This is a genomic window from Pantoea sp. C1E2, from assembly GCF_056491465.1.
This window is the reverse complement of record NZ_JBSZHT010000004.1, coordinates 617,424-629,651: the sequence shown is the minus strand read 5'-3', so window position 1 is coordinate 629,651 and position 12,228 is coordinate 617,424. Positions and strand designations below refer to the sequence as shown.

Here is a 12,228-nt window from a genome sequence, read left to right as displayed (position 1 = left end):
AAACCATGAATTATCAATGGCTCACCTTATGGCGCTATGCCGATACCTTTCTGGAAGCCGCATGGCTGACATTACAGGTGACGCTATTGGCCTTCGCGCTGGCTGTAGCTCTGGGGCTGTTATCGGCGTTGGCAAAATCTTCACCCGTCGCGCCACTACGCTGGATCAGCCACTGCTACGTTGAATTCATTCGCAACACCCCGGTGCTGCTGCAGATTTTTATCATCTTCTTTGGCCTGCCCTCTCTCGGCATCACCATGAGTGCATTTACCGCGGGCGTATTGGCGTTAGGCGTTAACGTGGGCGCGTATTTATCAGAAACCTTTCGCGCCGGGATTCAATCGGTGCCAAAAGGCCAACTGGAAGCTGCTTATATTCTCGGCATTCCGCGTCGGCAGATCTTTCTCAGCGTGATATTGCCGCAGGCAGCGCGCGCCGTATGGCCCGCAATTATCAATAACCTGATTCAGCTGCTGCTCGGCACCTCGCTGCTCTCCGCTATCGCGCTGCCAGAACTAACCGGCACCGCGACGGTGATCAACGCTCGTACCCTGCTCTACATTCAGACGTTTAGCGTGGTGGCGCTGGTGTATCTGGTGCTGAGTAATCTGTTCTCCTGGCTGGGCACAATAGCAGGACGGCATATGTTCCACCCGCCGCTGGTGACCCCGGTAAAAAAGTCCGCCTGGTGGTGGGCAAAAAAATGGCTGACTAATCCAGTGAAACGGGAGAATGCGTTATGAGCGAGTTAATCATCAGCTCTTTCCCCATCCTGCTGAAAGGGTTGGGTATCACGCTGTTACTGTCTATCGCCGCCATTATTGGCAGTACTTTGCTCGGTCTGCTGACTGCTGTGCTGCGCACCAGCCGTCTGCCGGTCGCCAAACAGATTGCTGTGATTTATACCGAACTGTTTCGCGGTACGCCGGTGTTGATCACGCTGATGTTTATCTACTTCGGCGTGGCTTACTTCGGTTATGAGATCAACCTGTTTGCCGCCGGGATCCTGGGTTTGAGCATTTACCAAGGCGCTTATATCGCGGAAGTGTTCCGTGCCGGGATTGAAGCGGTGCCAAAAGGGCAATGGGAAGTGTCGTGGATTCTCGGCCTTTCCAAACGTCAAACCTTTATGAGCGTGATTCTGCCACAGACCCGCGGCATCGTGTTGCCCCCGCTGGCTGGTCAGTATCTTTCGCTGATTAAAGACACTTCGATCGTCAGCATGATCGGCATGTCCGAACTGATGCATCAGGGTCAGGCAATCGTTGATCGCATCGGCCAGCCGGTGGTGATTTACGGTCTGGTCGCCCTGCTCTATTTCGCCATCTGCTTCCCGCTTTCTCGTTGGGTTCAACATCATCAAACCAGGAGCCAAATATCATGAGCCAATCCGCGATTACGCTGAGCCGCATTTCAAAATCGTTTGGCCCGACGCAGGTGCTGAAAGAGATCAGTCTGGAAGTCTCACCTGGCGAAGTGCTGGTGTTGATTGGTGCATCCGGTTCAGGAAAAAGCACCGTACTGCGCATTATGAGCGGTTTAGAAACCGCTGATGGCGGCGAAATCTGGGTCAATAAAGTGCCGCTGCACGACCGCAAACGCAGCAGTGAAATCTGTGGTCACGTCGGCATGGTGTTCCAGCAGTTCAACTTGTTCCCCCATAAAACCGCGTTAGGCAATGTCACGCTGGCGTTGATCAAAGCGCAAAAGCTGTCTGAAGCGGAGGCCAGCAAACGTGGCATGGCAGCCTTAACGCGTGTCGGGCTGGCCGAGCGTGCACATTATTATCCGGCGCAACTTTCTGGTGGTCAGCAGCAGCGCGTAGCGATTGCCCGTGCACTGGCCGTGGAACCAAAAATCATGTTCTTCGATGAAGCCACTTCCGCGCTCGACCCGGAATTGGTCGGTGAAGTGATGGAAGTGATGCGCAGCCTGGCGCGTGAAGGCATGACCATGGTGGTGGTCACCCACGAAATGGGCTTTGCCCGCAAAACGGCGGATCGGGTGGTGTTTATGGATCAGGGCGTGATCGCCGAGCAAGGTTCGCCGGAGCAAATCTTTGTCAATCCGCAGAATCCCCGCACTCAACAATTTTTATCGCGCGTGCTTGAGCACTAACAGGAGCCATTATGTCGATTCGCTTTCCGCTGTGCGCGGACGGTTTACTGGATGCCCTACTGCCCGCGCCACGTTTCAAATCGGTGGCGGGTGCAGGCGATCGGCCGTTAACGCCGGGCAGCAATGTGTTTACCAGTGACGAGGTCTTCTCACCCGTGATGGTGATGAAGCAGTCTGCGCTGGAAAACAATCTCCACCAGCTTGCCGCTTTTTGCCAGGAAAACGGCATCATGCTGGCGGCACACGGTAAAACATCAATGTCGCCTGCGATTTTACGCCGGGCTATCAGCGAAGGTGGTGCGTGGGGTTTAGGCGCCGCCACGCCAGCGCAGGTGCGCGCGCTGCGTCAGTTTGGTATTCGCAACGTATTTCTCGCCAATGAACTGGTCGATCCGGCAGGCATTCGCTGGATTGGGCAGTGGCAGCAACAGCATCCCGATCACGGCTTCCTTTGTTATGTGGATTCACTGCAAGGCGTCAAACTGCTGGAGCAGCATCTCGGTGATGCACAGATTTCTGTGCTGCTGGAGATGTCGGTGAGCGGCGGACGCACCGGCTGTCGTTCACAACAGGAAGCGTTAGAGATTGCCAAAGCGATTAAAACCAGCGCTTCATTAGAACTGGTGGGCGTGGCCGGTTATGAGGGCGCGCTGGGTGCCGGTCGCGATGCGGCGGGTGTGCAGCGAGTAAAGGATTACTGTGCAATGATGATCAGCACCGCCGCATTACTGGCAGAGAAGCAGCTGTTCAGTAGCGATCACATTATTCTCAGTGCCGGCGGTGGCGCATGGTTTGACGTGGTGACAGAGTGTTTTACCGCCGCGAACTTACCGCTACCAATGACACCTTTGATTCGCTCCGGTGCCTATATGGCACATGACAGCGGCTTGTATGCGCGCATTGCGCCGTTTGCTCAACCGGGCGCAAACCACCACTTCGATGCGGCGCTGGAGATTTGGGGTCGGGTGTTATCTCGCCCTGAGCCAGGATTGGCGTTTGTCGATTTTGGTCGGCGTGATGTGCCGTTCGATCAGGATCTGCCCAATCCGCTGTGGATACGCAACGCAGACGGCAGTGAGCCGCGCGCGGCAACGCATCTGCGTATCAGCGATGTGAACGATCAGCATGCGTATTTGCTATTGCCCGATGATGAAACATTACAACCGGGTGATTGGGTAGGATGTGGTATTTCACATCCTTGTACCGCATTTGATAAATGGCGCTATCTGCCGCTGATCGATGACGATTATTGCGTCACTGATTCACTGGAAACAGCATTTTGACCACAAAAAAGGCTGCCAACTTATTGGCAGCCAGTTCTGGCACATCCTTGTACGACCATGTGGGGTCAGACGTTGTGCCTTCAATGAACAAATAATAACACAAATTATAATTAGCAGGCTAGCTACTTTCCGCTAAAGCTAGTTTCACCGCATCTTCCGCGTGAATTAATGTGGTATCAAACAGTGGCACGCTGGCATCCTCAGCCTTCACCAGCAAGGTAATTTCGGTGCAGCCCAGAATGATCGCTTCAGCACCCTGCTCCACCAGCTGAGCGATTACCTCGCGATAACGCGCTCGTGACGCTTCACGAATAATGCCGAGGCATAACTCCTGATAAATGATGTCATGCACCGCTTTACGGCCCGGCGCATCCGGCACCAGCACATCAATACCAGATTGCGCCAGACGACCTTTGTAGAATTCCTGCTCCATGGTGAAAGCGGTGGCTAACAAGCCCACGCGCTTCACGCCCGCAGCCTGAATACGCTGCGCAGTCGCATCCGCAATGTGTAACAGCGGGATATCCACCGCATCGGTAATCTGGTTGGCGACTTTGTGCATGGTGTTAGTACAGAGCACGATAAAATCCGCTCCACCCTTTTCCAGACTGCGCGCGGCATCAGCCAGAATCTCACCAGCTCGTTGCCATTCACCCGCTACCTGCAGCTTTTCGATTTCCTGAAAATCGACGCTGTACATCAGGCTGCGTGCTGAGTGCAGTCCGCCGAGTTGCTGCTTCACCTGCTCATTAATGATGCGGTAGTAAAGCGCCGTCGATTCCCAGCTCATTCCACCGATCAAACCGATCATTTTCATTTGCGATTATCCTTTTTCAAGCCTGTTCAGCACTGTACGGGATTTGGCCTTGCAGCGCATGCACCCAACGCGAATACCCGCTTCACTGCACACTTACAGGCCAGACTCCAGTGTCGCGTTTTCCGGCCAGCGCGCTGAGGGAAACAGCGATAAGCGGATATTGAACAAGTGGAACATCGGTGCAAACAATGCCTGCTCCTGCTGCGTTCGCGCCTCTAGCCTTAATAACAGCCGATTTAGCTCCTGCAGCAATGCAGGATGTGGTTGAGTCTGCAGGGATTTGAGTCTTTGCTTCAGGAATACGCTCAGCTCATGAAACATGGCTGCGCTCTCAATGCCATTCGCAGTCAGCAGCGCTTTGTGCCGCGTGTAATAGTCGTAACAGTTGGCGCCAAGCCAGGCCTCGGCAATCAAATTGCCGCCGGAAACCAGATCGGGTGACGGATCGACGCGTTTGCGTGGCAGGATGATGTTGACCTTATCCAGCGTGCGCGCCACAAATTGCTGACGCGCCGTCATCGTCACCGTGTTGAGCCGTAGTGTCGCGATAAACTGCAGCAGATCGCGGATCCCTTTGCGCACCGCGCGTTTCGCCGTCCACGATGGACGTTTGTTGCGGATCAGCAACGTCAGCACCAGAGCGATGACAATGCCCACCAGCGTCGAAAGCATGGCGTTCACTATAAGCAGAAGATCTGGTTTGAAATGGTGACTCATGCCAATCAACCCCGGTATCTGCGTGGCGACGATCAGGCCAATCAGATTGGTCGCCGGGTTAGCGATCACCAGGCCCAGCGCAAATAATCCGGGTGCGAGGCAGATGATCATCGCTTCGAAAGTCACCGCCTGCGGTATCAGCACCGTGACGTAAAGCAAACTGATCGCCATCGAGATCAATACGCCCTTGAGGAACAACTTCATTGGCGCGATGGGGCTATCCAACCCGGCAAAGAAGGAGCAGAGTACCGCCGCCATCATCGGCGCAGTCGAGCCATCCTTCCAGCCGCTGCCTATCCAGAACAAGCAGGTGGCGAAGGTAGCAAAAAACGCGGTGAAGCAGGAGAGCAGCAATAAACCTTTATCGACGTGCTTATGCGCACGCACGGTTTTGCCCGGCTTAACGGTGGGTGTCCACTCACTGACGCGCTCACTGACACTGTGATAAGCATTGGCGATGCGCACGAAGTTGAGTAAACGCTCCAGCAATCCAATCAGCAAGATACTCTCTTCACTGTTGAGTCGCCCTTCCTGCCAGGCCTGCTTCAACTGCGCCTGTGTAACGCTGAGGACATCGTGCACCTGAACCTGGTCATCGCCGTTCAGCCATAACAAAAACTGCTGGAACGCCTCTGCAACATAGTCCGGAAAACGGATTTCCTGCTGCGCCAGTAAATTTAGCCGCGACTCAATCGCCGTTAACGTCGGAATCAGGTAAGAAAGATGTTGATACTGCACGCTAACCAATCGCACCAGACGCCGGGCCGCATCGCCTTCATAGACGCAGTGCGTAATAAGCGTCTCAACGCTGAGCGGATAGTTAGCCATCTGAATCAAAATATCTTCACGCTCCACTGATTTTTCAGCCGGCATAGCGGTAACTAACTCGCTACACAACTTGCGCGCATTTTGATACCACTGGCTGACGCTTTGCTCCAACAAACTGCGCATCGACACCGGCATGATTAATCGGTGCACCAGGCTGCTACAGATGATCGCCACCGTGATCTCTTCAATACGCGAAATCACCGTGTAAGTGATGGCTGAGGGTGACGTGACGTCGGGAAAGCCCATGATTGCCGCACTGTAACCGGCGAGCATAAACACATAGCTTTTCGGCGTACGGTCATGCAGCGACAGGTAGAGACACACCGCCACCCATAAAGAGATACACAGACTAAACAGCATCGGTGACTCAACGGTGATCGGGTAGATCAACAGCGTAAACAACCCGCCCAACACGGTGCCAAAGAAGCGAAACACCGATTTCGATACGGTCGAACCCGAATAGAGTTGGGAGGCAACGTACACTGTAGTCAGTGACCACGCCGGTTTATCGAGATTGAGTTCCAGAGCAATGTAAAAAGCCAGAAAGGCGGCAAGACAAGTTTTGGCAGAAAACAGCACTGCGCTTTGTGAAAACCACTTCATAGAGCGAAAGAAACCCATAGCAGGCAACGTAAGTGCCTATCCTGACAGAAGCATATCGATATGACATTTTGATTTGTTATACAAATTATTACCGTGCTAATTATCTGGGCATCTATGCAAATTGAGATGACATACTGATTACAGTGAATGATCTTGATCACAAAAAATTAGGTTATAAGCGATCGAAATTAGTTATTTATTGGTTATATAAGCGCTTTGCTATGGTGAGAAAAAATCCACGAGAGACTCATCATGCATACAAAAATTCCTGTTCTGAGCGCGTTGGCGCTGAGCTTTGGCCTGTTTTCTGCGCACGCTTTTGCTGCTAACCCAGAAACCGTGACCATTGGCTATCAAAAAGCCAATATTTTTGCGCTGTTGAAATATCGCGGCACGCTGGATGAAACCTTCAAGAAGGAAGGGATCAACATCCGTTGGGTGGAATTCCCGGCCGGGCCGCAAATGCTGGAAGGCTTGAACGTAGGCAGCATCGATTTAGCCGCGACCGGCGATGCCCCACCCGCTTTCGCGCAGGCTGCCAAAGCGGATTTGATCTATCTCGGTCACTCCCCTGCTAACCCCAAAACTGAAGCGATTGTAGTACCAAAAGATTCGCCGATTAAAAGCGTGGCGGATTTGAAAGGTAAGCGCGTTGGACTGAATAAAGGATCGGACGTTAATTATCTGTTGGTGAAAGCGCTGGAAGATGCCGGTCTGAATTATAAGGACGTGAAGCCGGTTTACCTGCCGCCGGCTGATGCGCGCGCCGCCTTCCAGAAAGGGGCGATTGATGCGTGGGTGATTTGGGATCCGTTCCTTGCCGAAGTAGAAGCGAATGCCGATGCCCGTGAAATCCGCAATGCGGAAGGTTTGGTGCCGCATTACACCTTTTATCTCGCCAGCCGTCCGTTTGCTGAAGGCCATCCTGACACCGCGAAACAGGTGGTGGATGAATTGAGCAAATTGAGTGACTGGGCGAACGCCAATCAGGATGAGGCTGCCGCGATTCTGTCCAAATCGACCGGATTAGATAAGGCGATTTGGCAGACGACGTTGAAACGCCTGCCGTATGGTGCCACGCGCATGACGCCACAGGTGTTTGATGAACAGCAGGCGTTAGCCGATACCTTTACCCGCGTTGGATTGCTGCCGGTGAAAGTGGATGTGCGCAGTGCGACCTGGTCGCTGGATAAGAAGTGATCGGTACCCATTAGGTAGTGAGCGGCCCAACGGCCGCTTACTGCTAAACCGTAATAAACACTCTACCCAAACGCCCACGGGTTTCTGCTCGTTGATGAGCAGCTACCACTTGCTCCAGCGGATAAGTGCTATCGATGGGAATGGTCAACTCCCCTTTCGCTGCCATGGACATCAGCTCGTTAACTAACTCACGGGCAATGGCTTTCTCACCCCATTCCGGGCCCAGTAGACACCCGATCAGCGTGATACGGTGCAGCAGCAGATATTCCGCATCAACCATCTGATTACGTCCGGCGAGGATACCGATCAAAATCGCCGTCCCGCCGTCTTTTAACACTTCAATGCCATCGGACAATGCTGCACCGCCGATGGTATCGATCAGCAAATCCACTTTATTGCCGCCCAGTAATTCCCGCACCTGCTCGCCAGCCTGTTTGTCACCCACCACAATGGCGTCATTGAGGCCAAACTCACGTAACTTCTCCAGTGATTCTGGACGCGTACCGGTTCCAATTACCCGGACACCCATTCGGGAGGCCAGTTGGACCGCTGCCATGCCCACACCACCCGCCGCGCCGAGAATCAGTACGGTTTGGCCAGGCTGCAGTTTACCTAAATGAAACGCCCATGCCGCGGTGCCTGGCCCCACCGGAATGGCAGCAGCAATGCGCAGATCCAGGCCTTCTGGAACAGGAAAGCAGTTATATGCGGCGACAGCGCGGCGTTCCGCATAGGCTCCTCGCCAGTTGAAGGTTGCCACTTTCTGACCAATCCTGAATCCCGTCACGTTTGAACCGATATCAACAATGGTTCCCGCCGCCGCATAGCCTAAAGACTCACCCGCTTGTAAGTGCTGACTGTTGCGCGAAATGATATCGCCACCCTCAACACTAATGGCTTCTACCGCCACCAGCAGCTCATCCTGCGTAATCGAAGGTTCAGCGACATCCACCAGCTGTAAAACTTCTGGACCACCGGGTTGGGGGTAAGTTACTGCTTTCATCTCTGCTCTCCACATTTCTGAATACGAATAATGATTGGTCCTTAAAGCGTAGCGAAGCCGATGATATGTTGGTAGGCTGCATTCACATGTATCAGACATAATCCCATCATGATATCGGACAATTTTGAACCCGCACTACTTCGTACTTTCGTTGCAGTCTGTCATCACCGCAGCCTGACACGCGCTGCCGAGCAAGCAGGACGCGCGCAATCCGCTCTCAGTGCACAAATCCGCCGGCTGGAAGAACATACGGGCCAACGTTTGCTGCGCCGAACCGGGCGAGGCGTGGTGCCAACCAAAGAGGGAGAAGTGCTGCTCAGTTTTGCGGTGCGAATTCTCGCGTTGGGTGAGATGGCGGTAGCGCAACTGAGTGAAAGCACACCTGTCGGAACAATTCGCATCGGCATGTCCGAAGATGTGGCGTCCAGTCTGTTGCCGTTCGCTCTCGGACGGCTAAGACGCTTATGTCCAGACTTGCATATTGAGCTTTCGATCGAGAGCGATCATATTCTGGCCAAACGCTGGCAGGAGAATGCGTTTGATATGGTGATGGGCCTCACCGCTGGCTTTAGCGAAGACCCGTTGACCCGATGGGAAATTGATCTGCACTGGGTCTGCGGTATCGATTACCCCTGGGATAGCACGCAGACAGTGGATGCCATTGTGTGTGCTGAACCTTGTTCATGGCGACGATTAATGTTTGATGCGCTGGTTGAGGCAGGCAAGGAGTTTAGAATTGCGGTAACCAGTTCGAATCTTGGCGCGATTATACCCGCCGTAGAGGGCGGGCTTGGTGTTGCGATGCTGCCGGCTGAGCTTATCCGCCCTGACACCATGCGTTTGGTCCATTTCGACCATGGCCCGGTGAAAGTGGCTTATGGGCTGTTTGTCACACGACGCCCGAGTGTCAATGTGACCACCGCTCTGAAAGTGATTCGGGAAAGTTTGAATACCTTGTATTGAAAGTGGGCGGCTGAACTGCAGCCCACTTCTGCAAAATATCAGCCTTCCCCGCGCCCAATCTGCCAAATCCCGGTCGGCGGCGTGCCGTTGACCTTCCAGTTACCAATATCGCGCGCTTTATAAATCACAGGATTGTGTGACGACACCGTACGCGCATTACGCCAGTGGCGATCCAGCGCTTTACTTATGCGCGTATCCGATGCGCCCAGCGCATTAAACAATTCGGTTGCGGCACGCGGCACCAGTTCACTGGCGATCACCTGTGCCTGACCCGCTTCAGCTTCGGCCAGCGCATTCACTGCCAAAAGTTGCGCTTCGTCGTTACTTAAATGAGCTTCATACGCTGATTGCAGTGAATGTGCGGCGCGGATCACTGTCGCTTCCACCGCAAACGCCAGACTGGTGATTTCGCCGATCACCTGGAGTACCTGCACATCCTCGCGTGAAGTTGCGCCATTGCTGTGGCTGTAGATTCGGTTACGTGCGGCCACTGCCTTTGCGCCATCGCGGGCCACGGCACGCCCAATCCCCGCCAATGTCGCCAGCAGCACATGCTGATAGAACGCGGTTTGATAGCGGAAGCGCGTAGCGAAATCGAATACGTGTTCCAGTTCGACGTGGGCATGGTCAAAGCGCGTGGTGCCGCTGCCGGTCAAGCGTTGGCCGAAACCATCCCAATCGTCATCACGCGTTACACCCGGTTGGTGAGTGCTTACCAGAGCGATGACATCGCCCTGGTTGTCGTTGCGGCGGGCATACACATCAATCCAGTCTGCGAACAGTGTTCCGGTGCTGTAAAACTTCTCGCCGCTGAGCGTCCAGCCATTTGCGGCTGGCGTGACGCGGGTAATCACATCACCGAGCTTCACCGTGCCAATTTCTGTCCAGCCGCTGCCCACCAGCTCGCCATCGCTAAAGCGGCGGAACCAGCGATCGCGCTCTGCGCTTGCGGGCTGGTTCAGGCGGTCTTCGACAAATGCAAAGTGCGCGCGTAGCGCTTGAGGCAGATTTGAATCCGCTTCAGCCAGTTCAGTGAGCAACTGGAACAGCTGCGGCAGCGATGCCCCCCAGCCGCCCTGCTCTTTTGGAATGCGCACGGTGCCGAAGCCCGCTTCTTTTAACCATGTTATCGCCTCATGCGGCAATGTGCGGTGGCGTTCGCGTTCCACTGCACCTTTAGCGATACGGTCGAACAATGGACGGAAATGCGCTGCCAGTTTCGAGTAGTTGGTTCCTGTTGAAAGTAAGCTCATGGTTGCTCCTGATGAGAAAGATCGTCGATGTCGTGGCGCGTTGGTTCATGACGCACCGCGAGCAGGAAGAAGATCGGGATGATGGCGGCAAGCGACACCACCCAGAACATATTGGTGCCCAGCGCCGCTTGCAGAATCGGCAGAATAAACAGCGCCAGCGCGCTACCAATGCCTGACAGCGCACGGCTGAAGCCCACACCAGTTGCGCGGATGGAAGTCGGATAGGAGAGCGCCGGATAGACCATCAGCTGCGCGCCCGGACCAAAGCCTTCGGCAAACAGCCACAAGCCGAGCATCAGCACCGCAAACACAATCCCCGCAATGGCTTCTGGGTGCCCAATCAGTGCCAGCGCAATCAGCGCGAAGAACTGCAGTGCAAATCCGGCAATCGCCACATGGCGTGATGGATATTTCCAGGCCAGACGCATACCCAGCAGACCGCCGGTGAAAGCAAACAGCGCATTCAGGCCGAGCGACGCAGAGATAGTTTCAAATACGCCCGCGCCGAGGAACTGCGCAAGGATCGAAGGCAGGAAGAAGGCGATCGCGGTGTATTCAAATGAGATACAGATGTTCATCACGCCGGCCACGATGGTGCGCTCACGCCAGGGTTTCTGGAACAGCACGCGGAAACTCACTTTGGGTGCCGCTTCCGCGGGTGGCGCTTCCGGTTCTGCCTCATGAGCATGGATGCCGTAAGAGTCACGCAGAATGCGCACCGCAGATTTAAGATCGCCCTGATTGGCTGCCCACAACGGTGATTCGTTCATGAACTTGCTGCGTACCGCGATGATCAACAACGCGGGAACGGCACCGAACAGCAGCGATGCGCGCCACAACCAATCGAGATGATCCTTCGGTAACAGGAAGTAGAGAGCGAAGATCAGCAGGAAGCACACCGTTGAGGCGGCGTACCACATCGGGCACCAGGCGGCGAGACGCGCGGCTTTATTGCCTTTGCCAGCAAATTTCGAGAACTCTGCCAGATAGGACATCGCCACCGGCAAATCGATCCCCACGCCAATCCCCATCAGGAAACGTGCGCCAATCAGCACCCAGACATTAGGGGCTAATCCTGCTGCGATGGCGGAGACCACGAAGAACAGCATATCGGCCATAAACACCGAGTAGCGGCCATATTTGTCAGTCAACCAGCCACCTACCAGGTTACCGACGATGGTGCCGACCATAATTGACGAGGTCACCAGTCCGGTGATGAGTGGGGAAAGCTGGAACTCGCGTACCACATCGTCGATCCCGTAGGAGAGCGTGGTGAGATCGTAGGCATCGAGGAAGACGCCGCCGAGCGCGAGGAACACAATCATGCGCGCATAATTGTTTTTGTCACTGCGAGTGTTGATCAGCCTTGCCACATCACTGACCGAACGTACCGGTTCTGACGCCGGTAAGGTGTTTTCTAAAGAAACGGAACTCATAACGCCT

Annotated in this window: 11 protein-coding genes; 6 read left to right on the top strand and 5 right to left on the bottom strand. The window is 54.5% G+C overall.

What is annotated here, in order from left to right:
- The first annotated feature begins 5 nt into the window (after positions 1–5).
- Genes ACXI0A_RS24495 through ACXI0A_RS24480 form a run of 4 tightly spaced genes read left to right on the top strand, consistent with a single transcriptional unit; the run spans position 6 to position 3,401 of the window.
- Entirely contained in the window at positions 6–743 is a 738-nt protein-coding gene (locus tag ACXI0A_RS24495) for an amino acid ABC transporter permease (protein ID WP_224932812.1), read from the top strand.
- On the top strand, positions 740–1,384 hold the full coding sequence (locus ACXI0A_RS24490; RefSeq protein ID WP_476146475.1) for an ABC transporter permease subunit: 645 nt from the start codon (positions 740–742) through the stop codon (positions 1,382–1,384). Before ACXI0A_RS24495 ends, ACXI0A_RS24490 begins: the two co-directional genes overlap by 4 nt.
- A complete protein-coding gene (locus ACXI0A_RS24485; RefSeq protein WP_476146477.1) occupies positions 1,381–2,118 on the top strand; it encodes an ATP-binding cassette domain-containing protein in 738 nt (245 codons plus the stop codon). The genes ACXI0A_RS24490 and ACXI0A_RS24485 overlap by 4 nt, the downstream gene beginning before the upstream one ends.
- Before the next feature lie 11 nt (positions 2,119–2,129).
- On the top strand, positions 2,130–3,401 hold the full coding sequence (locus ACXI0A_RS24480; protein WP_476146479.1) for an alanine racemase: 1,272 nt from the start codon (positions 2,130–2,132) through the stop codon (positions 3,399–3,401).
- 118 nt (positions 3,402–3,519) lie between these two features.
- Here ACXI0A_RS24480 and ACXI0A_RS24475 read toward each other — a convergent pair whose 3' ends face one another.
- Both ACXI0A_RS24475 and ACXI0A_RS24470 read right to left on the bottom strand, forming a co-directional pair.
- Positions 3,520–4,218, bottom strand: coding sequence for an amino acid racemase (locus ACXI0A_RS24475; protein WP_476146481.1), 699 nt, complete (start codon positions 4,216–4,218; stop codon positions 3,520–3,522).
- Positions 4,219–4,311: 93 nt separating this feature from the next.
- Positions 4,312–6,366 carry an FUSC family protein gene (locus ACXI0A_RS24470; protein WP_476146483.1) on the bottom strand — a complete coding sequence of 685 codons (2,055 nt, stop codon included), beginning with the start codon at positions 6,364–6,366 and terminating at the stop codon, positions 4,312–4,314.
- A gap of 252 nt (positions 6,367–6,618) precedes the next feature.
- Between ACXI0A_RS24470 and ACXI0A_RS24465 the strand changes: the two genes are divergently transcribed.
- Positions 6,619–7,566 carry an aliphatic sulfonate ABC transporter substrate-binding protein gene (locus ACXI0A_RS24465; protein WP_476146484.1) on the top strand — a complete coding sequence of 316 codons (948 nt, stop codon included), beginning with the start codon at positions 6,619–6,621 and terminating at the stop codon, positions 7,564–7,566.
- A 43-nt stretch (positions 7,567–7,609) separates the two neighbouring features.
- Here ACXI0A_RS24465 and ACXI0A_RS24460 read toward each other — a convergent pair whose 3' ends face one another.
- Positions 7,610–8,569: a zinc-binding dehydrogenase gene (locus tag ACXI0A_RS24460; RefSeq protein WP_476146486.1), complete on the bottom strand. Its 960-nt coding sequence runs from the start codon at positions 8,567–8,569 to the stop codon at positions 7,610–7,612.
- Between the two features lie 108 nt (positions 8,570–8,677).
- Here ACXI0A_RS24460 and ACXI0A_RS24455 point away from each other — a divergent pair, with 108 nt between their 5' ends.
- Positions 8,678–9,532 carry a LysR family transcriptional regulator gene (locus ACXI0A_RS24455; RefSeq protein WP_224932803.1) on the top strand — a complete coding sequence of 285 codons (855 nt, stop codon included), beginning with the start codon at positions 8,678–8,680 and terminating at the stop codon, positions 9,530–9,532.
- Between the two features lie 38 nt (positions 9,533–9,570).
- On the opposite strand, the gene ACXI0A_RS24450 is transcribed toward ACXI0A_RS24455, so the two are convergent.
- Together ACXI0A_RS24450 and ACXI0A_RS24445 are read right to left on the bottom strand one after the other, a co-directional pair.
- A complete protein-coding gene (locus ACXI0A_RS24450) occupies positions 9,571–10,785 on the bottom strand; it encodes an acyl-CoA dehydrogenase family protein (protein ID WP_476146489.1) in 1,215 nt (404 codons plus the stop codon).
- On the bottom strand, positions 10,782–12,221 hold the full coding sequence (locus ACXI0A_RS24445) for an MFS transporter (RefSeq protein WP_476146491.1): 1,440 nt from the start codon (positions 12,219–12,221) through the stop codon (positions 10,782–10,784). Before ACXI0A_RS24445 ends, ACXI0A_RS24450 begins: the two co-directional genes overlap by 4 nt.
- Between the last annotated feature and the right edge of the window lie 7 nt (positions 12,222–12,228).

Bases quoted from the DNA above. Each gene is read 5' to 3' on its own strand.
- ACXI0A_RS24495 (WP_224932812.1), top strand. From the start codon at position 6: ATGAATTATCAATGGCTCACCTTATGGCGCTATGCCGATACCTTTCTG.
- ACXI0A_RS24490 (WP_476146475.1), top strand. From the start codon at position 740: ATGAGCGAGTTAATCATCAGCTCTTTCCCCATCCTGCTGAAAGGGTTG.
- ACXI0A_RS24485 (WP_476146477.1), top strand. From the start codon at position 1,381: ATGAGCCAATCCGCGATTACGCTGAGCCGCATTTCAAAATCGTTTGGC.
- ACXI0A_RS24480 (WP_476146479.1), top strand. From the start codon at position 2,130: ATGTCGATTCGCTTTCCGCTGTGCGCGGACGGTTTACTGGATGCCCTA.
- ACXI0A_RS24475 (WP_476146481.1), bottom strand. From the start codon at position 4,218: ATGAAAATGATCGGTTTGATCGGTGGAATGAGCTGGGAATCGACGGCG.
- ACXI0A_RS24470 (WP_476146483.1), bottom strand. From the start codon at position 6,366: ATGAAGTGGTTTTCACAAAGCGCAGTGCTGTTTTCTGCCAAAACTTGT.
- ACXI0A_RS24465 (WP_476146484.1), top strand. From the start codon at position 6,619: ATGCATACAAAAATTCCTGTTCTGAGCGCGTTGGCGCTGAGCTTTGGC.
- ACXI0A_RS24460 (WP_476146486.1), bottom strand. From the start codon at position 8,569: ATGAAAGCAGTAACTTACCCCCAACCCGGTGGTCCAGAAGTTTTACAG.
- ACXI0A_RS24455 (WP_224932803.1), top strand. From the start codon at position 8,678: ATGATATCGGACAATTTTGAACCCGCACTACTTCGTACTTTCGTTGCA.
- ACXI0A_RS24450 (WP_476146489.1), bottom strand. From the start codon at position 10,785: ATGAGCTTACTTTCAACAGGAACCAACTACTCGAAACTGGCAGCGCAT.
- ACXI0A_RS24445 (WP_476146491.1), bottom strand. From the start codon at position 12,221: ATGAGTTCCGTTTCTTTAGAAAACACCTTACCGGCGTCAGAACCGGTA.